This is a genomic window from Marinobacter sp. M5B, assembly GCF_042604615.1.
GTDB lineage: Bacteria > Pseudomonadota > Gammaproteobacteria > Pseudomonadales > Oleiphilaceae > Marinobacter > Marinobacter salarius.
Genome location: NZ_CP156894.1, coordinates 1,879,700 through 1,899,253 on the forward strand (window position 1 = coordinate 1,879,700; position 19,554 = coordinate 1,899,253).

At 55.0% G+C, this 19,554-nt stretch carries 11 protein-coding genes, 2 tRNA genes and 3 rRNA genes; 7 read left to right on the forward strand and 9 right to left on the reverse strand.

The window, feature by feature from the left end; translation table 11 throughout:
- Positions 1 to 18: 18 nt before the first annotated feature.
- From AAGD24_RS08450 to rrf, 7 genes are all read left to right on the forward strand, one after another.
- Positions 19 to 201, forward strand: a complete 183-nt coding sequence (locus AAGD24_RS08450; RefSeq protein WP_007154793.1) for a DUF1289 domain-containing protein — start codon at positions 19 to 21, stop codon at positions 199 to 201.
- Between the two features lie 38 nt (positions 202 to 239).
- A complete protein-coding gene (purT, locus tag AAGD24_RS08455; RefSeq protein ID WP_379867103.1) occupies positions 240 to 1,430 on the forward strand; it encodes a formate-dependent phosphoribosylglycinamide formyltransferase in 1,191 nt (396 codons plus the stop codon).
- A gap of 369 nt (positions 1,431 to 1,799) precedes the next feature.
- Positions 1,800 to 3,339, forward strand: a 16S ribosomal RNA gene (locus tag AAGD24_RS08460).
- Positions 3,340 to 3,450: 111 nt separating this feature from the next.
- Positions 3,451 to 3,527 (forward strand) — tRNA-Ile (locus tag AAGD24_RS08465).
- 96 nt (positions 3,528 to 3,623) lie between these two features.
- A tRNA-Ala gene (locus tag AAGD24_RS08470) sits at positions 3,624 to 3,699 on the forward strand.
- 355 nt (positions 3,700 to 4,054) lie between these two features.
- Positions 4,055 to 6,950: ribosomal RNA gene (locus AAGD24_RS08475) — 23S ribosomal RNA — on the forward strand.
- 101 nt (positions 6,951 to 7,051) lie between these two features.
- Positions 7,052 to 7,167 (forward strand): 5S ribosomal RNA (gene rrf / locus AAGD24_RS08480).
- The 16S, 23S and 5S rRNA genes sit together here with 2 tRNA genes alongside, the layout of an rRNA operon.
- Positions 7,168 to 7,210: 43 nt before the next feature.
- Here the strand turns inward: rrf and AAGD24_RS08485 are convergent.
- The 9 genes from AAGD24_RS08485 to AAGD24_RS08525 form a co-directional block, all read right to left on the reverse strand.
- Positions 7,211 to 7,954, reverse strand: coding sequence for a response regulator (locus tag AAGD24_RS08485; RefSeq protein WP_136632905.1), 744 nt, complete (start codon positions 7,952 to 7,954; stop codon positions 7,211 to 7,213).
- A 33-nt stretch (positions 7,955 to 7,987) separates the two neighbouring features.
- Positions 7,988 to 8,704, reverse strand: coding sequence for a sensor histidine kinase (locus AAGD24_RS08490; RefSeq protein ID WP_379867105.1), 717 nt, complete (start codon positions 8,702 to 8,704; stop codon positions 7,988 to 7,990).
- A complete protein-coding gene (locus tag AAGD24_RS08495) occupies positions 8,701 to 10,341 on the reverse strand; it encodes a tetratricopeptide repeat protein (RefSeq protein ID WP_379867107.1) in 1,641 nt (546 codons plus the stop codon). Before AAGD24_RS08495 ends, AAGD24_RS08490 begins: the two co-directional genes overlap by 4 nt.
- The gene (locus AAGD24_RS08500; protein WP_041334959.1) at positions 10,338 to 13,856 is read right to left on the reverse strand and encodes a PAS domain-containing hybrid sensor histidine kinase/response regulator; all 3,519 of its coding nucleotides are present in this window, start codon (positions 13,854 to 13,856) and stop codon (positions 10,338 to 10,340) included. Before AAGD24_RS08500 ends, AAGD24_RS08495 begins: the two co-directional genes overlap by 4 nt.
- 52 nt (positions 13,857 to 13,908) lie before the next feature.
- Positions 13,909 to 14,415, reverse strand: coding sequence for a hypothetical protein (locus tag AAGD24_RS08505; protein WP_091643969.1), 507 nt, complete (start codon positions 14,413 to 14,415; stop codon positions 13,909 to 13,911).
- A 98-nt stretch (positions 14,416 to 14,513) separates the two neighbouring features.
- The gene (locus AAGD24_RS08510) at positions 14,514 to 16,280 is read right to left on the reverse strand and encodes a sodium:solute symporter family protein (protein WP_075195298.1); all 1,767 of its coding nucleotides are present in this window, start codon (positions 16,278 to 16,280) and stop codon (positions 14,514 to 14,516) included.
- Between the two features lie 6 nt (positions 16,281 to 16,286).
- Complete coding sequence (locus tag AAGD24_RS08515) at positions 16,287 to 16,550, reverse strand: DUF4212 domain-containing protein (protein ID WP_007154785.1); 264 nt, start codon at positions 16,548 to 16,550, stop codon at positions 16,287 to 16,289.
- Between the two features lie 208 nt (positions 16,551 to 16,758).
- The gene (locus tag AAGD24_RS08520; protein WP_075195297.1) at positions 16,759 to 17,469 is read right to left on the reverse strand and encodes a PolC-type DNA polymerase III; all 711 of its coding nucleotides are present in this window, start codon (positions 17,467 to 17,469) and stop codon (positions 16,759 to 16,761) included.
- Positions 17,470 to 17,486: 17 nt separating this feature from the next.
- On the reverse strand, positions 17,487 to 19,403 hold the full coding sequence (locus AAGD24_RS08525; protein WP_126810318.1) for a putative nucleotidyltransferase substrate binding domain-containing protein: 1,917 nt from the start codon (positions 19,401 to 19,403) through the stop codon (positions 17,487 to 17,489).
- Positions 19,404 to 19,554 lie beyond the last annotated feature (151 nt).

A 19,554-nucleotide genomic window follows, 5' to 3' on the forward strand; every position in this document is an offset into this window, starting at 1 on the left:
GTTAGGTGAGGTTGCGGGATGAAAGTGGCTGATAAGGTGCGCTCGCCCTGTGTGAGTATTTGCGCCCTTGATGACAACGATATGTGTGTTGGGTGCCATCGCAGTGGTGATGAGATCACGCGATGGTCCCAGATGAGCAATGAAGAGCGCCAGGAAGTGCTGCGCAAAGTGGCCGAGCGTGAAAGCAAATTTTTGATCTAGGTCTTTGACCCCCGATATCAGGAAAGGCAGAAACTTTCATGACTGACACAGTTCGTATTGGTACTCCGCTGAAAGGAAATGCTTTCAGGGTTCTCTTCTGTGGCTCGGGAGAGCTGGGCAAGGAAGTTGTGATTGAACTCCAGCGCTTTGGCGTGGAAGTTATCGCAGTTGACCGTTACGCCAACGCCCCGGCCATGCAGGTGGCCCATCGGAGTCACGTTGTCGATATGCTCGATGGCGCTGCCTTGCGCAGCATTATTGAAGCGGAAAAGCCAAACCTCATCGTGCCGGAAATTGAGGCGATTGCCACGCCGGAGCTGGTAAAGCTCGAGCAGGAAGGCTATCGGGTGATACCCACCGCAAGAGCCGTCAATCTCACCATGAACCGGGAAGGTATCCGTCGCCTGGCCGCCGAAGAGCTCGGGCTTGCAACGTCGCCCTATCGATTTGCCGAGTCGAAAGAAGAGTATCTTGCGGCCGTCGAAGCCATCGGAATGCCTCTGGTGGTGAAGCCCGTTATGAGTTCCTCAGGAAAAGGGCAGAGCACGGTTAAGTCCGCTGATGATATTGAGGCCGCCTGGGATTATGCCCAGACCGGTGGTCGAGCCGGTAAGGGCAGGGTGATTGTCGAAGGGTTTGTGGGTTTTGACTACGAAATTACCTTGCTGACCGTGAAACACCGCGACGGTATTTCATTCTGTGATCCTATTGGGCACCATCAGGAAGACGGCGATTACCGTGAATCCTGGCAGCCGCAACCAATGAGTGACAAGGCGCTGGCCCGTTCCCGGGAAATCGCGGAAGCGGTTGCCAGCAATCTGGGTGGCTATGGTGTCTACGGTGTGGAATTGTTTGTGAAGGGCGATGACGTATGGTTTTCAGAAGTGTCGCCACGCCCTCACGACACGGGGTTGGTGACTCTGGTTTCCCAGGATCTGTCCGAGTTTGCCTTGCACGCCCGCGCCATCCTCGGGTTGCCGATACCGGCGATCCGTCAACAGGGCCCCTCAGCCTCCGCAGTGATATTGCCGGAGGGTGATTCGGATGCGGTTGCCTATACAGGGCTTGAAAAAGCGTTGGCTCAACCTGACATCTTTATCAGGCTCTTTGGGAAACCTGAACTGAAGGGGCGGCGGAGAATGGGGGTCGCGCTTGCGTCCGGTAGCTCGATTGACGAGGCCAGGGAGAAAGCAACCCAGGCTGCGGCCGCTGTGAAAACCGAGCTTTGACGATAAATCGTCAGGTTTCCTGAAAAAGTTATAACGAACCGTTGACAGTCGGAGTGAGCTCTGTAGAATACGCATCTCTTTCGAGGGGCACGCCACTGAGGCGGGCCGGAAATTGAAAGACAACCGTTTGAATTAATTGAAGATTTCGAGTTTCAAAATTCTTCAGAAAGCGGTTGACAAGGCAGCGATTCGATGTAGAATACGCCACCTTGATCGGGCAAGCCCCGAACGCTCTTTAAAAAGTTAACCAAGTAATTCGTGTGGGCGCTGGCCGAGGTATTTCGGATACGAAATATCAGGACAGTGACTCGTCGAAATTGAGTTTTGTCTTGAGCAAGAATAGAGAATCTTCGGATTCTTGTATGATTTAAACTGAAGAGTTTGATCATGGCTCAGATTGAACGCTGGCGGCAGGCTTAACACATGCAAGTCGAGCGGTAACAGGGGGAGCTTGCTCCCCGCTGACGAGCGGCGGACGGGTGAGTAATGCATAGGAAACTGCCCAGTAGTGGGGGATAGCCCGGGGAAACCCGGATTAATACCGCATACGCCCTTCGGGGGAAAGCAGGGGATCTTCGGACCTTGCGCTATTGGATGTGCCTATGTCGGATTAGCTAGTTGGTGGGGTAAGAGCCTACCAAGGCGACGATCCGTAGCTGGTCTGAGAGGATGATCAGCCACATCGGGACTGAGACACGGCCCGAACTCCTACGGGAGGCAGCAGTGGGGAATATTGGACAATGGGGGCAACCCTGATCCAGCCATGCCGCGTGTGTGAAGAAGGCTTTCGGGTTGTAAAGCACTTTCAGTGAGGAGGAAAACCTTACGACTAATACTCGTGAGGCTTGACGTTACTCACAGAAGAAGCACCGGCTAACTCCGTGCCAGCAGCCGCGGTAATACGGAGGGTGCAAGCGTTAATCGGAATTACTGGGCGTAAAGCGCGCGTAGGTGGTTTGATAAGCGAGATGTGAAAGCCCCGGGCTCAACCTGGGAACGGCATTTCGAACTGTCAGGCTAGAGTATGGTAGAGGAGTGTGGAATTTCCTGTGTAGCGGTGAAATGCGTAGATATAGGAAGGAACACCAGTGGCGAAGGCGGCACTCTGGACCAATACTGACACTGAGGTGCGAAAGCGTGGGGAGCAAACAGGATTAGATACCCTGGTAGTCCACGCTGTAAACGATGTCAACTAGCCGTTGGGACTCTTGAAGTCTTAGTGGCGCAGCTAACGCACTAAGTTGACCGCCTGGGGAGTACGGCCGCAAGGTTAAAACTCAAATGAATTGACGGGGGCCCGCACAAGCGGTGGAGCATGTGGTTTAATTCGACGCAACGCGAAGAACCTTACCTGGCCTTGACATGCAGAGAACTTTCCAGAGATGGATTGGTGCCTTCGGGAACTCTGACACAGGTGCTGCATGGCCGTCGTCAGCTCGTGTCGTGAGATGTTGGGTTAAGTCCCGTAACGAGCGCAACCCCTATCCCTAGTTGCTAGCAGTTCGGCTGAGAACTCTAGGGAGACTGCCGGTGACAAACCGGAGGAAGGTGGGGATGACGTCAGGTCATCATGGCCCTTACGGCCAGGGCTACACACGTGCTACAATGGTGCGTACAGAGGGCTGCAAACCCGCGAGGGGGAGCTAATCTCACAAAACGCATCGTAGTCCGGATCGGAGTCTGCAACTCGACTCCGTGAAGTCGGAATCGCTAGTAATCGCGAATCAGAATGTCGCGGTGAATACGTTCCCGGGCCTTGTACACACCGCCCGTCACACCATGGGAGTGGATTGCACCAGAAGTGGTTAGTCTAACCTTCGGGAGGACGATCACCACGGTGTGGTTCATGACTGGGGTGAAGTCGTAACAAGGTAGCCGTAGGGGAACCTGCGGCTGGATCACCTCCTTAAACGAAGCCGAAAGCTTCGGTCAGAGTCCACACGAATTACTTGGTTAGCTTAAGAAGAGAGCAAAGGGTCTATGCAGGCCCGACTTGGCTTGTTTCAGGACAAGCAAAACCGGGTCTGTAGCTCAGGTGGTTAGAGCGCACCCCTGATAAGGGTGAGGTCGGTGGTTCAAGTCCACCCAGACCCACCAGAATTGCGTAGCTCGTCGTTGTGTCCGGACTTGCATAGCAGGCTATGCGGCGCCCGAACACGCCTAGATCTACACAATTCTTGTAAATAGCTTTTAGGGGCTGTAGCTCAGTTGGGAGAGCGCCTGCCTTGCACGCAGGAGGTCAGCGGTTCGATCCCGCTCAGCTCCACCAATACCTGGACAGATCGATGAATGCCTGACTTCGGTCAGTGTGCAGAAACAAGCGTTTCGGTTTAATGACAAGGGTTGTTAAGCGGAAGTTCTTCTTTCTGATCACTGGGTCAGATTTGCTCTTTAACAAATTGGACGAGATAGAACACGAATACGTTTTCTCATTATCTCCGAGAGAACGTGTTCAATGTGATAGCGATTTCAAGCGTTATCCGGTGTTGTCGTTGAAGTGGTTGTATATGACTTCGAGTGACTGTCTCTGAATCTCATCTCTGAATGAGAAGATTGTGTTCACTTCGGTGGGTGCGATGTTCTGGTTGGGTGTGAGAAACGGATCAGTTGTCTTGGGGTTATATAGTCAAGCAACTAAGCGCATACGGTGGATGCCTTGGCAGTCAGAGGCGATGAAAGACGTGGAAGCCTGCGATAAGGCTCGGGGAGCTGGCAAACAAGCTGTGATCCGGGCATCTCTGAATGGGGAAACCCACCGGTCTTCGGGCCGGTACCGTACGGTGAATACATAGCCGTACGGGGCGAACTCGGGGAACTGAAACATCTAAGTACCCGAAGGAAAAGAAATCAACCGAGATTCCCTCAGTAGCGGCGAGCGAACGGGGACCAGCCCTTAAGCTGGACAACTGGTAGGAGAAGGCCCTGGAAAGAGCCGCCATAGTGGGTGATAGCCCCGTATCCGAAACCTGAGTCCAGTGAAATCGAGTAGGACGGGACACGAGACATCCTGTCTGAACATGGGGGGACCATCCTCCAAGGCTAAATACTCCTGACTGACCGATAGTGAACCAGTACCGTGAGGGAAAGGCGAAAAGAACCCCTGTGAGGGGAGTGAAATAGATCCTGAAACCGTATGCGTACAAGCAGTCGGAGCGGACTTGTTCCGTGACGGCGTACCTTTTGTATAATGGGTCAGCGACTTATGTTCAGTGGCGAGGTTAACCGTTTAGGGGAGCCGTAGGGAAACCGAGTCTGAATAGGGCGATTTAGTCGCTGGGCATAGACCCGAAACCGGGCGATCTATCCATGAGCAGGTTGAAGGTTGAGTAACATCAACTGGAGGACCGAACCCACTGTCGTTGAAAAGCCAGGGGATGACTTGTGGATCGGAGTGAAAGGCTAATCAAGCCCGGAGATAGCTGGTTCTCCCCGAAAGCTATTTAGGTAGCGCCTCGGACGAATACCACAGGGGGTAGAGCACTGTTTCGGCTAGGGGGTCATCCCGACTTACCAACCCGATGCAAACTCCGAATACCTGTGAGTACTATCCGGGAGACACACGGTGGGTGCTAACGTCCATCGTGAAGAGGGAAACAACCCAGACCGCCAGCTAAGGTCCCCAAATACCAGTTAAGTGGGAAACGATGTGGGAAGGCTCAGACAGCTAGGAGGTTGGCTTAGAAGCAGCCATCCTTTAAAGAAAGCGTAATAGCTCACTAGTCGAGTCGGCCTGCGCGGAAGATGTAACGGGGCTCAAACTGGTTACCGAAGCTGCGGCTGTGCACGCAAGTGCACGGGGTAGGGGAGCGTTCTGTAAGCCTGCGAAGGTGTGTCGAGAGGCATGCTGGAGGTATCAGAAGTGCGAATGCTGACATGAGTAACGACAATGGGGGTGAAAAACCCCCACGCCGGAAGACCAAGGGTTCCTGCGCAACGCTAATCGGCGCAGGGTGAGTCGGCCCCTAAGGCGAGACCGAAAGGTGTAGTCGATGGGAAACGGATTAATATTTCCGTACCTTGGATAGCTGCGATGGAGAGACGGAGAAGGCTAGGTGAGCCGGGCGACGGTTGTCCCGGTTTAAGCATGTAGGCAGTGGGATTAGGCAAATCCGGTCCCACAATGCCGAGACGCGACGACGACTGCCCTTTTAGGGCGGGAAGTCATTGATGCCCTGCTTCCAGGAAAATCTTCTAAGCTTCAGGCTATTCGAGACCGTACCCCAAACCGACACAGGTGGTCAGGTAGAGAATACCAAGGCGCTTGAGAGAACTCGGGTAAAGGAACTAGGCAAAATGGTGCCGTAACTTCGGGAGAAGGCACGCCGGTGGTATGTGACGCCCTTCGCGGGTTGAGCAGAAGCCGGTCGAAGATACCAGGCCCCTGCGACTGTTTATTAAAAACACAGCACTGTGCAAACACGAAAGTGGACGTATACGGTGTGACGCCTGCCCGGTGCCGGAAGGTTAATTGATGGGGTTAGCGCTTGCGCGAAGCTCTTGATCGAAGCCCCGGTAAACGGCGGCCGTAACTATAACGGTCCTAAGGTAGCGAAATTCCTTGTCGGGTAAGTTCCGACCTGCACGAATGGCGTAACGATGGGGGCGCTGTCTCTACCCGAGACTCAGTGAAATTGAAATCGCCGTGAAGATGCGGTGTATCCGCGGCTAGACGGAAAGACCCCGTGAACCTTTACTATAGCTTCACAGTGAACTTTGAGCATGTTTGTGTAGGATAGCTGGGAGGCTTTGAAACCAGGACGCCAGTTCTGGTGGAGCCAACCTTGAAATACCAGCCTGACCTGTTTGAGGTTCTAACTTCGACCCCTTATCGGGGTTAAGGACACTGTGTGGTGGGTAGTTTGACTGGGGCGGTCTCCTCCCAAAGCGTAACGGAGGAGCACAAAGGTGGGCTAAGCATGGTCGGACATCATGCGGTTAGTGTAATGGCACAAGCCCGCTTAACTGCGAGACAGACACGTCGAGCAGGTACGAAAGTAGGTCATAGTGATCCGGTGGTTCTGTATGGAAGGGCCATCGCTCAACGGATAAAAGGTACTCCGGGGATAACAGGCTGATACCGCCCAAGAGTTCACATCGACGGCGGTGTTTGGCACCTCGATGTCGGCTCATCACATCCTGGGGCTGAAGCCGGTCCCAAGGGTATGGCTGTTCGCCATTTAAAGTGGTACGCGAGCTGGGTTTAGAACGTCGTGAGACAGTTCGGTCCCTATCTGCCGTGGACGTTGGAGATTTGAGGAAAGCTGCTCCTAGTACGAGAGGACCGGAGTGGACGAACCGCTGGTGTTCGGGTTGTGTCGCCAGACGCATTGCCCGGTAGCTATGTTCGGATAGGATAACCGCTGAAAGCATCTAAGCGGGAAGCCCCTTCCAAGATGAGATCTCCCTGGACCCTTGAGGTCCCTGAAGAGCCGTTCAAGACCAGGACGTTGATAGGTCGGGTGTGTAAGCGCTGCGAGGCGTTGAGCTAACCGATACTAATTGCTCGTGAGGCTTGACTATATAACACCCAAGACAATTGCGGATAACGCAAGAGCCATCGCGCTCAATCGAAATCAACATCACATCGTTCTACCTCGTCCACCCAGTGATCAACCGTTTTGCCTGACGACCATAGCGGTCTGGAACCACCTGATCCCATCCCGAACTCAGCCGTGAAACAGACCAGCGCCGATGGTAGTGTGGCTTCTGCCCATGTGAGAGTAGGTCATCGTCAGGCTCTTAATGCCAAAAACCCCCGCGGCTTCGCCGACGGGGGTTTTTTATTGCCTGCTCACTTCCTCAAGTTCAACCAGGCTACCTACGATTTCCTGCATAACGGCCAGTTGTCCGTTCAGGCTTTCAAGCAAGATCGACAGGTCTCTCAATTCCAGACCGAAGAAGAGAACGATACCTGCGAGGCCGGCGACACTGCCAATCGCCAGCCACTTCAGTCGGTTGCGCTGCCCGTCAAGACCTTCCTGATGCATGGCTTCCAATAGGGCAACACTTTTGCGCAGCTGCCTGAGTTCGTCGTGCGTTTCCTCATAGGCGATCTCCAGGGTGGCGAGCCGTCCTGTCAGTCGTCTTGTGTAGCTTTGTTCAATGAGTTCGCCAGTGGTATTGTCGATTGGCGACAGACTAGGCAAGGTGGAGGCATCTGTCAGGATAGCCTCGATAGTGGTAAGGAGTTGTTCCCGATCAACCTGTTTGCCAATCACACCAGCGGCACCACGGGCCTTGGCATCCTGACGATAACGTTCCGCGCTTTGCGATGTGTACATGAAAACCGGGATGTGCCGTAGCTCAGAGTCCGCCTTGATCACATCCAGGGCTTCCAAGCCGTTCATTCCGGGCAAGAGGTGGTCCAGGAAAACCAGGTCGAAAGCCTCTTCACGTAACTGTGTGAGGCCTTCCTCAGCGCTGACGACGCCTTTTGTCGTCAGGTCGGCGCGTTCCAGCAGGCGGGCCAGGATGATGCGTGCCGTCGACGAATCATCGACAATTAAAGCGTGACCTCGAGCCATTGGTTCCCTTCCTGAAGTATTGGCTGTGTTCCATCATGGCAGCCAGATCTCGAATACGCCACCGCTCAGGCGGCCATCATTGTGCAGCTTGATATATCCATGGCGGTCACCATTGCTATGAAGCTGGGCAACCGATGATGCGAAGAACAACCCCAGGCTGGTACTTCCACTGTTGAAGTTCAGGGATTTGAAGCTGGGCGTTCCATTGTGCTGCATGTTTTCCGGGTATCCGTCGCCGTCATCTTCCACGCCAATAACCAGAAAATCATCATGTATCGCCGCTGTCAGCTTGATCATACTCTTGGTGTATCGGATGGCGTTGTTGATGGTGTTATTGAGTACGCCGGTCAGCAGGTCCTCATCGAAGAATCCGTTGATATCATCGGATTCGATCGCCAGCTTGATCCCCATGCCCTCAAGAAGCGGCGTATGGCGTGCCATTTGCTGGGCCAGGAAGTCCGGAACGAAGTGCTCCTCAACATGTGCGGACAGGTTGTTTTCGCCGAGCCTGTAGATGCCCAGCAACTGCACCAGATCGTTGTGCATGCGTTCGGCTTCATACTGCAGGGTGTTGAAGCGGGGAGAATCGCCAATGGTGTCTGTCTGCTCCTGGCGAAGCTCATCCAGGGAGTTCAGCAACATGCCCAGCGAATTCTTCATGTCATGGACGGCTGAGGCCAGCACCATTGAAAAGTCGATGCTCTGTGTACCTCGGGGGTGAGTCAACTCATCATGATCATTGGTGGTCATGACATCATTCCCTCCAGTTTCTTGCGCAAAGAGATCAGGCGTCGGTGCTGGCGATGTTGTTCTGGCAGATCAGCGAGTTTTTCCAGGCATTTTTCACAGCGCTTCAAAAGCTCTCGATCACCTGCTGTACCCTGATGTTGCTTCATCAATACCTGTACCAGGTTCAAATTGAGAGAGGCGTGGGAGGGCACGATATCCAGTGCCCGGTTGAATGTGGTCACGGCCTCTTCCAGATTGCCTGCCTCGAACGCCTTGATGCCTTCACGATTCAGAGACCGGGCTTGAAGTTTTTGTCGGAAGCCCACCGGTTCATCGAGTAAGCTCTCGATTTTCTGCAATAGCGGAGGGTTATCGCTGCAACGAAGGGCAAGGGCATTGAGCAGGCCCTTGGCATCGGCCTCCCGGCCCAGACGGAACAGCGTCTTGGCGTAGTCAAGGCAGGCTTCGGGAGGCATTAGATCAGGGTCGAGTTCGTCCGCAACGCTGTCTAGAGCATTTTGGGCTTCATTCATTCGGTCCTGGCCGGCATGAACCCGGGACTGGACAATTCGGCTACGCAGCTTAATGTTTTCCTGTCCGGCAAACCGCTTTTCCATACGTCGGAGTATGGTCAGAGCTTCGTCCGCATGGGCTGTGCCCTCATTTGACGAGTCCCCTTCACTGAGGTCTGACAGTGACTGGCCCAATGCAAGATAGTGTTCGGAGTTGTCGTGTATCGAGTAGGTGCCAAGGCTGACGGTCTGCCGCCAGGCTTTGGACGCTGTCGGCATGTCTTGATTGGACGAGGCAAGTACGGCCAGGTGCCTGTGTCGCAACAGCGCGTTAGGGGAGTGCTCTGCCGCCTTCTCAAGAATCTGTTGGGCTTGGGTGGGCCGGCCCTGTTTTTCGAGAGCCTCGGCAAGAAGATCATACGCTTCCATGTAATCCGGATGCTGAGACACCAGTGCTTTCAAGGTTGCCGCCGCTTCATCGTAATTCTGGTTGGCAATCAGAATTTTGCCACGACCAAGCCGTGCCCAGGACAGATCGCGCTGGCTCAGTACATCGTCATGGATTTTCAGGGCATGGCTGAAGTCTCCAACCTGATAATAGAGGTCGGCCAGCGTTTTCATTAGCCAGGTCTTGTAGCGAGGTTGCGAGGGTAGCGTCTGCAGGCATAGAGAAATGGCCTCGGGGAAGTTTTCCCGATCGATCTCCCGGTTGATCGGAAGCAGGGCATTGCGTTGCGCGATAAGGCCGCCCAGTCGCTTTTCAAGCATGGCACGGTTGATGGGCTTGGTGAGGTAGCCGTCAGGTTGGTATTCCCGGGCGCCCATCACCATCTCCTTGGAGGTTTCGGCGGTCACCATCAGAAACAGCGAAGAGCGTTTCAGGAGTTTCTTGTGCCGGAGCTCCTCGAGTATATGCTGGCCGTTCTTGCCCTCACCCAGGTTGTAGTCGCAAAGCACCACGTCTACGTGGTTATAGGCACAATACTGGACGGCAGCGGATGCGTTGGCGACCGACTCGATCTTGTCGGCGCCGCAATTCCGCAAGATTTGCCGCATGGACAATCGAAAGTTCTCAAAGTCGTCGACGACCAGGTAACTGAGTTTCCCGAAGTTGGCGCCGATGGCATTGCTAGTGGGTTCGGTCATGACCGTTTCTGTTTCAGCAACTTGTTAACCAGTGCTCGCAATGCGGCTGGTTTCACCGGTTTATAAAGGATCTGGTAGCCCCTGTTGATCGCATCCTCCCTCACGTCCGGAGCCATATAGCCGGTAATGAGTATGCCAGGTATATCATTGCTGATCTCGTCCCTCAATGAGTCCATGGCGTCGAGCCCATTCCGGTTATCGTCCAATTGGTAGTCGGCCAATATGATGTCCGGTTTCGTGCCGTTCAGTTTGTCCCGAGCATCCTCCAGACTTTCGGCTGTTGTCACGTCACAGTGCCAGTTATCCAGCAAGGCACTCATGCCATGGAGGATAGCAGGGTCATTATCGATACAGACCACGTGAAGGCCTCCCAGGCTCGATACACGCCGCGACGCGGGTGCAGATTTGGTGGTGCTCTGGTCACTTTGCTCGGCCGGCGCAACTGGCACGGTGATGCTGAATACGCTGCCGAGTCCCTGAACTGACTGTACGTTCACCGGGTGATTCAGCATGCCGCAGATGCGGTCGACAATCGCGAGCCCCAGACCAAGGCCTTTTTTGTCCCGGCCCTGCTGAAAACGACGGAATTCCTCGAAGATGTGAGTAAGCTGGTCTTCCGGAATACCCGGCCCGGTATCCCATACCTCAATGCGGATATACCCTTTCAGACGCCGACAGCCCAGCAGGATTTTCCCACTTGGGGTGTAACGAATGGCGTTGGAAAGAAAATTCTGGATAACGCGCCGCAGCAGTTTTGAGTCCGATCGCACCCAGGCGCTGCTGGGGACAACATGAAGATCCAGGCCCTGGTCTTTTGCGATGGCAGAGAAATCGGTTGCCAGGTGCCGCATGATCTCGTTAACCGGAAACACACCGATATCCGGTTCCAGTGCACCGGCATCCAGCTTTGAGATGTCCAATAGGGTGCTGATGATTTCTTCGGCGGCGCCCAGCGAGCTGTCAATGTGGTCCACCAGTTCGGTCATTTCAGGATCCCTGGCTTTACCCGCCAGAGCCGAGGTGAACAGGCGCGCAGCATTCAGGGGTTGGAGAAGGTCATGACTTGCTGACGCCAGGAAGCGGGTTTTGCTCTGGTTGGCCTGTTCAGCCACGGATTTCGCCTTGAGCATCTGCTCATTGATCACCTGGAGTTCCTGGGTGCGTTCTTTGACGCGCTGCTCCAGGTAGATATTGGTTTCCTTCAGCGCTTGCTCGGTCCTTCGCATAGCGGTGATGTCCTGGAAGGTGGTTACGTAACCACCTCCGGGAATCGGGCTACCATCAATCCTCAGTACGGTGCCGTCCGGTCGTTGTCGCTCGTAGGACATCGGCCGACCCTCGCGCATGCTGGCGCAGCGATCAGCAATGACCTCGTCGATTCGTCTCGCTGGCAGGTTGGCACTGGTCAGGTTGTACCGCATCAGGTCTTCCACCGGACGGCCGACCCGGACGAAGCCCTTCGGGTAGCTGAATTGCTCCAGGTAGCGGTGGTTCCATACCACCAGCTGTTGTTGGTGGTTCACGACGGAAACACCCAGGCTGATGTTTTCAATTGCCGATTGCAGTAATTCCCGGCTGAAGGTCATGGCCTGCGAGGCTTCATCGACGATGCTCACGACGTCCTCGATCTGCATGTCCCGCCCGGTGAGCGTGGACTCCAGTACCACGCGTGCCGTGGACGCCCCGATAACCGATGCCAGTTGCCGCTCAATGAACTTCATCAGGTGTGACGAAGCTGGCCTATGAGGGTGCAGGCGAATGGCGTTGCGCCGCTCGTAGTTGCGGAAGATGGCTTCGGCTCGCTCTTCCCCCATGAAACGGTCGGAGATTGCCTGCAGATCAGAGGTCAAGATTTCACCCTGCCAGCTCTGTTGCTGCGGCGTCTCAGCTCTCGGTTGGGGATCGTGGAAGAACGAGGCGATCTGGATCTTTTCCCGCACCCGTTGGCGGGTCAGCATCGAGAGAACGATGTAGGTAACGGTGTTGATGCCCAGGCTCCAGATAATGCCGTGGCTGGTCTGATCAAGTTCAGAACCAAAAAGAGCCGTGGGCCTTGTCCAGTTAATGCCCCAAACCCCATGATCAATAAGGGTATCGCTTAACCAGCCAGTGGATGCCAGAGCGGGTAACAGCAGGGTATAGCACCACATCAGGAAGCCGAGACCGAGGCCCCAGACAGCGCCGGTATGGTTGCCCTTGCGCCAGAGAATACCACCGACAAGTGCGGGTCCGAACTGGGCCGCTGCGGCGAATGAGAGCAGCCCAAAGGCTGTCAGGCTGTAATCCGCGCCTGCCATGCGATAGAACCCGTAGGCAGTGAGCAACACCACGAAGATAGCAACCCGTCGAATGCTGAGTAGCAGGTAGCTGAGATCGGAACGTTTGTTCATGCCGGGGCGGAAGAACTTCAGTAGCGCCGGCATGATGATTTCATTGCTGACCATGGTTGCGATGGCGACCGAACAGACGATGACCATTGCTGCCGCAGCTGATCCACCGCCCAGGAATGCCAGGATAGCGAGCCATTGTTCTCCGGCCAGAATTGGCAGGTTCAGAATCAGAATGTCCGGATCGGACGCGCTGGCTTCCGGGGATAACAAGCCTGCTGCCGCAATAGGTAGAACAAAGGCGCTGGCAATAATCAGGTAAATCGGCATCGCCCAGCGGGCGGTTTCAAAATCCCGGTGGTCGGTGTTTTCCACCACCATGACATGGAACTGTCGGGGTAGGCAGATGATTGCCAGCATGGCCACCAGCGTTTGGGTAATAAAAGCCGGAGCCTCTACGCTGTCGGTGGTCAGTGTGCCGACGAGCCCGGCGCTGCGGACGTTGCCCCAGAGATCACCGAAGCCGCCATAAAGACCATAGATAACGAACAGGCCAACGGCCACGAAGGCCACGAGCTTTATCAACGACTCAAAGGCCACTGCCTGTATCATGCCCCGGTGGTGCTCGGTTGACTCGAGGTGTCGGGTACCGAACAGGACGGTAAATACTGCGAGCACCAGCGTGATATACCAGGCCGAATCGTTCCACGCAGCGGTACTGAGTTCATTGGGTTCCACGCCAGTGTCCGAGAGGACGCTAAAGCCCATGGAGATGGCTTTAAGCTGCAGGGCGATGTAAGGAACACTGCCGATCAGTGCGAAGATTGCCACCATGGCGGCGAGTGACTGGGATTTGCCATAACGGGATGCTATGAAGTCCGCAATCGAGGTGGTGTTGTTGCGCTTGCTGATGAAGATGATACGGCGCAACAGGGGAGCGCCAAAGACAAAAACGAGTAACGGGCCGAGATAGATTGGCAAAAAGCCGAGCCCCTCCTGAGTGGCTCGGCCTACGGCACCGTAAAACGTCCAGGAGGTGAAGTAGACCGCCAGTGACAGAGCATAGATATGGGTACGTGCCAGTCGGCGACGGTAGAGACCAGGATGCTTGTCGCCGGCCCAGGCAATAACAAAAAGAATCGAAATGTAGGTGATGGAAATTAAGACCAGCAACCAGGCACTAATCATAGTTCGCTCTTTTTATTCTACCCGGGGTTCTCGGGAGCGGTTGGGGTTATCTTCATTCGCCGCAAACGGTCATCAACAGTTTGTCATGCGGGTCCAGTTTTTTCATGTTATCAAGCCGTGGGGCGCCGTCTGAACCCAGTGGTACAAGTTCGCGGGTATTGCAGTTAAGAATATGAATCCGATGAGAAACAGCATCGACCATTTTCTGCTCAAAGCGATACAGGGTGAAGCGCAAAACGTCCGGGTTTGACGGGGTTTCGCTGATGCTTTTGGTATCGACTGTCGAGAAAGCATTGACGTAAGGGAAGAAAAACGTCCATGGGCGCCATAAAATGCCGTTGCTCTCCGTGTCCACAATGACAGCCTCTTCGGGCATCAGGGACTGCTTTTGTTCAAACCAGGTGTATTCGGTGTAGATGAGGTACCCGAGCATACCAGCCCCGGCAAAGACTGGAATGATCCACTTCGGAGCGAGGTTTCGGGTAATCGCCCGAATTCCGAGCGCAATACCTGCGGCTCCCAGGCCGCAAACAACGGTAGCGACAAACGTCCAGAACATAAAACGGGTTTCCTTAAAAAAGAACGGGCTCCCTCACAGAGGAAGCCCGTTCGTCATCAACCTTCTAATTCATTCAGTGAATTAGGCTGATTCGTTGCTTAGTGGTCGTGAGCCTGACTCGCACCACGTGGGTAGCGGACGCTTTCAACCAGTTCCTGAATCTCAACGGGCGGTTCTTCAGTTGCGTTGGACACAATGAAGGCTACCGCAAAGTTGACGACAGCACCAACTGCACCGATAGACAGGGGCGAAATGCCCAGTACCCAGTTTTCTGGGGTGTCTGCCAGGTTGTTGGTACCCGGAATGAACAGCCAGCCCTTGTACACAAAGATGTACGCCAGGGTGAAGCCCAGACCGGTCAGCATACCGGCGATTGCACCGACATTGTTAACCCGCTTGGAGAAAATACCCATCATCAGTGCCGGGAACAGGGACGCTGCTGCGATGCCGAAGGCTAGTGCAACAACTTGTGCCGCGAAGCCCGGTGGGTTTGCGCCCAGATAGGTGGCAACACAGATTGCGACTGCCATCGATATTCGGGCTGCGAGCAGCTCGCCTTTCTCCGTGATGTTGGGATTTATCGAGCCTTTGATCAGGTCGTGACTGACCGCCGACGATATTGCCAGCAACAGACCGGCTGCCGTCGACAGGGCTGCCGCCAGACCACCAGCGGCGATAAGGCCGATAACCCATCCTGGCAGGTTGGCGATTTCCGGGTTGGCCAGTACCAGGATGTCCCGGTTAACGACCAGCTCGTTTCCTTCCCAGCCACGGGACTGAGCTGTGCTTTCAAACTCAGGTGAGTCGTTGTACAGCTGAATACGGCCGTCTTGGTTTTTGTCCTCGAACTGGATCAGCCCAGTGACTTCCCAGTCCTTGATCCAGTTTGGACGCTCATCATACTGGATCGGCTCTGCTTGGGTGCCTTCCGGGTAGATGGTGGTCATCAGGTTCAAGCGAGCCATGGAAGCAACAGCCGGCGCTGTGAGGTAGAGCAGGGCGATGAAAACAAGCGCCCAGCCTGCAGACCAGCGAGCATCCGCTACTTTTGGCACAGTGAAGAACCGGATAATGACGTGAGGCAGACCAGCGGTACCGATCATCAGGGACAGGGTAAACAGAACCATGTTCAGTTTGTTGTCCACATCAGCGGTGTACTCGTTGAAGCCGAGATCCGTGATGACCTGGTTCAGCTTGTCTAGGATCGGCATGCCAGAATCCACGTGAGTCGAGAACAGACCCAGCGGGGGCAGGGCGTTACCGGTCAACTGCAGGGAGATGAAGACCGCAGGGATGGTATAGGCGACGATCAGTACGCAGTATTGAGCCACCTGCGTATAGGTGATGCCCTTCATGCCGCCGAGTACGGCGTAGACAAATACCACCACAGCCGCAATGATCAGACCCATGGTTGATTCGACTTCAAGGAAGCGGGAGAAGGCTACGCCGGCACCCGCCATCTGGCCGATGACGTAGGTTACAGAAGCTACGATCAGACAGATAACTGCCACCAAGCGAGCATTTTTGCTGTAGAAGCGGTCACCAATGAACTCGGGAACCGTAAACTTACCAAACTTACGCAGGTAAGGCGCCAGAAGCATGGCCAGCAGAACGTAGCCGCCTGTCCAGCCCATCAGGAACGTCGAGTTTGCATAACCACCAGCGGCAATCAGGCCCGCCATGGAGATAAAGGATGCTGCGGACATCCAGTCAGCACCGATCGCCGCACCGTTGGTGATCGGGTGAACGCCGCCGCCGGCAACGTAGAAATCACTCGTACTACCGGCCTTCGCCCAGATGGCGATACCGATATAGAGGGCGAATGAGCCGCCCACAAATAATAGGTTAATGGCAAATTGACTCATTCGAACTTACTCCTCATGCACGTCGAATTTTTCATCGAGCTTGTTCATCCGCCAGGCGTAATGGAAGATCAACGCGATGAAAGTAAGAATCGAACCCTGTTGGGCGAACCAGAAGCCGAGGTCGGTTCCGCCAATGGGGATTCCGGCGAGCATGGGGCGAAGCAGTATCGCAAACCCATAAGACACGAGGGCCCAGACAATAAGGCTCCCGAATATAAGGCGTAGGTTCGCCTTCCAGTAGTTCACAGCATCGTAGTCATGACCTGACATAGGATCACTCCTGTATTGTTGTTGTGGAGGTTGGGTGGGTTTTCTGTGAAGTGTTGGTTGTAGAGAAATTATTATTCATATAGTTCTTCTCCGACGTGATGTCCTATTCGACTTTACCCGTCAAGCGATAGATAGATATTGGCAAAAGGTCTAATTCTCAGTTATTTGAGGGACAAAAGGTCTGCAAACGCGACACAGTTCCGGGGCTCTAGCCTTGTCGATGGATATTCTTCAGTTGTCGGTAGTACTTCAGTTTGCCATTGAAGTCACGCAGGCTGGTGACACCGCTTTTTTGTGCTTTATTGATAACAGCGAGGGTTAACTCAGCCGTCACCATGGCGTCGGCAGCGGCATGGTGTCGGGCGCTGACTTCCAGGTCGAAAAAATCGGCCCAGTTGTCCAGTCCTTTGCCCCCGGTTTTGGAGTTGGGGAAGTAGGCGGGAAGCATCTCGGCGACATCGAGCCAGGTGTGGGGCTGGGTGTAGCCCAGTGTTTGCTTGAGAGCCTTTTCAAGGAATTTCTGGTCAAAGGCGGAATGGTAGGCAAGGATAGGGTCGCCATTCATCCATTCCAGCAGATGGAGCAGTGCGTCTTCTGTCTCATGTCCCTGAGTCAGGGCTTCCGGCCCAATGCCGTGGATGAGTACCGTCTCGCTGATGTCCAGCTCCGGGCGACGCAGGATCAGATCAAACTGGTCACCCAGGTCAATGGCGTTGTGCCGGATGGCCACCGCGCCAATGGCGATGACATTGTCTTTTGCCGGGTTGAGGCCGGTCGTTTCCAGATCAAGTACGATCAGCCGGCAGTCTGACAGGCGCTGGTCTCCGGCGGTTTTTGGCGTTGGCAAGTGTTCTCGGTCGTGACCACCGGTGCTGCCGGCCCTGCGCCGTTCGATCCAGTCTTTGATCTGCTCCAGCATAACTGTTGACCCGGTTTTCAGAGTTGGTAGGTGATTTCCAGTTTCTGTTGCAGGCGTTGTGCCTGGCGGAAGGATTCGCGAAGAATCCGGCGGTCCAGCGGGTTAAGGTCATCCGGGTTTATATAATTGGACAGGGGCTCGCCCCGGTCCAGCATTTCCTGGTGTGCCCTCATCCGGATAGCCTGGATCAGGCTGTAGGCCTCCTGCCATGCGTTGGCGTCTTTGGTGTCAAAGACACCTTTTATGGCGAGCTGTTGCATGCGCTCCAATGTGTTGGCCGAGCCGACGCTATTGGCGAGGGCAAATACCCGAACGGCTTCCACGAAAGGAGCAAGCCCCTGGCGCTTCAGATCAAGTGTGTTTTTCTTGCCATCCGGGGCATAACGGAAGTTGCGGAACATGGTCAGGGGAGGTTTGCGGGTAATGGCGTTGCCCGCCAGCATCTTCTGGAACAGGTCGTTCTTGCGTATGCGCGTAAGCACTTTATCCAGCAATCGTTCCAGTGGTTCCATTGGCCCGAATACCGCCCGCATGTCGAGAAAAATGGACGAATACACCAGATTCTGCGGGGTTGAGGCGTCAATGAAACGGGCAAACCAGTCATCCCACTCCCTGCCGCTAAGGCACAGTTTGGGATTGCTGGCCATGATATTACCCTTGCACAGGGTAAAGCCGCATTCCGCCAGCTCCTTGTTGACGGTTTCCGCGAAGGGCAGCAGTTTTTCCCTGACCTGTGCCTCGGTCATCCCCTCCGGTGTCTGGAACAGGATGCCGTTGTCCTGATCCGTTAACAGGGTTTGTTCCTGCCGACCTTCGCTTCCGAATGTCAGCCAGGTGAAAGGGATGCCGGGGTCGTTCTTCTTGATGTTCAGTTCCAGGACCCGTCTTACAGTGACATCGTTCAAGGTGGTAATGATTTTTACCACCTGACCGGAATCTGCCCCGTGAGCGAGCATCGCGTCCACCAGTCGGGACACATCCTTTCGGAGGCTGACCAGGGTGCGGAGATGGCTGGCAGTGCCAATGGTTCTGGCAAGGTTGACCAGATCGACCCGCTGAAGCGAGAACAGATCACGCTCGGATACCATGCCAATCAGTCGGTGCTCGTCATCCACCACGCAGATGTGAGCAAAGTGATGCTCTGCCATCAGCATGGCGGCTTCAAAAGCGTCTGCGTTGGCTGTGAGGCAGCAGGGGTTCCGGGTCATGACCTGGCCGATAGGCGTGTCCAGAGGGCCCTTCTCCTCTGCCACCATGGTTCGCAGGTCCCTGAGGGTGAATATACCCGTGGGATGCCGTTCGTCATCGGTGATCACGATGCTCCCGACACTGTTTTCGTGCATGCGCGCAACCGCTTTTCGGACCGGGAGGTCCGGCGAGCAGACGATGGGATTGCGAATAGCGTAGCGTTCCAGCGGGGTGTCCAGCGAGTTACTGGAACCAATGGAAGCCATGGCGCCGGTCTGTATGCGCTGATTCACCTGATCAAGCAGGCTGCTGACGCCGCGAAGGCAGAAATCACGAAAGGGATCACTCTGCGAGAACAGCATGACAAAGGTGTCGTGTTCAATGCTCAGACAGAAGGTGTCTCCGGAGGCGCGATGCAGTGTGCGGGTGGGGCGTTCTCCAATCAGCGCGGCCAATGGAAAACATTCGCCCTGGCTGATCTCAAAGGTGGTTTCGGTTTCTCCGTCCCGGTCTCGCTCCCGTTCGCCGCGAATACGGCCCTGTTTGACCACGTAGAACCGTTGTACCGGGCCATCGTCCGGTGACAGCACCACATCGCCATCGGCGTAGAATCTCAGCGAGGCATGCTCGGCATAATGGGCCAGATGTGCATCGTCCATGTTTGAAAAAGGCGAATGCTCCCGCAGAAATGCCATGATGGCACGGGTATTCTGGGGGCGTGCACTGTCTTGCGATGCGGCAGTCATAATCGCGGTCCGTTGTCGTGCTTATGAGCCTGAAGTGTAGACCAACGGTCTATCTACCGGCCCTACGATGGTTGTCTGAGCGCGGGCCAGCCCCGGCCCGGCAGTGGGTAGGGCGAGGGGCCTCCTTTATGATGGGTGAGCCGGGTGGTAA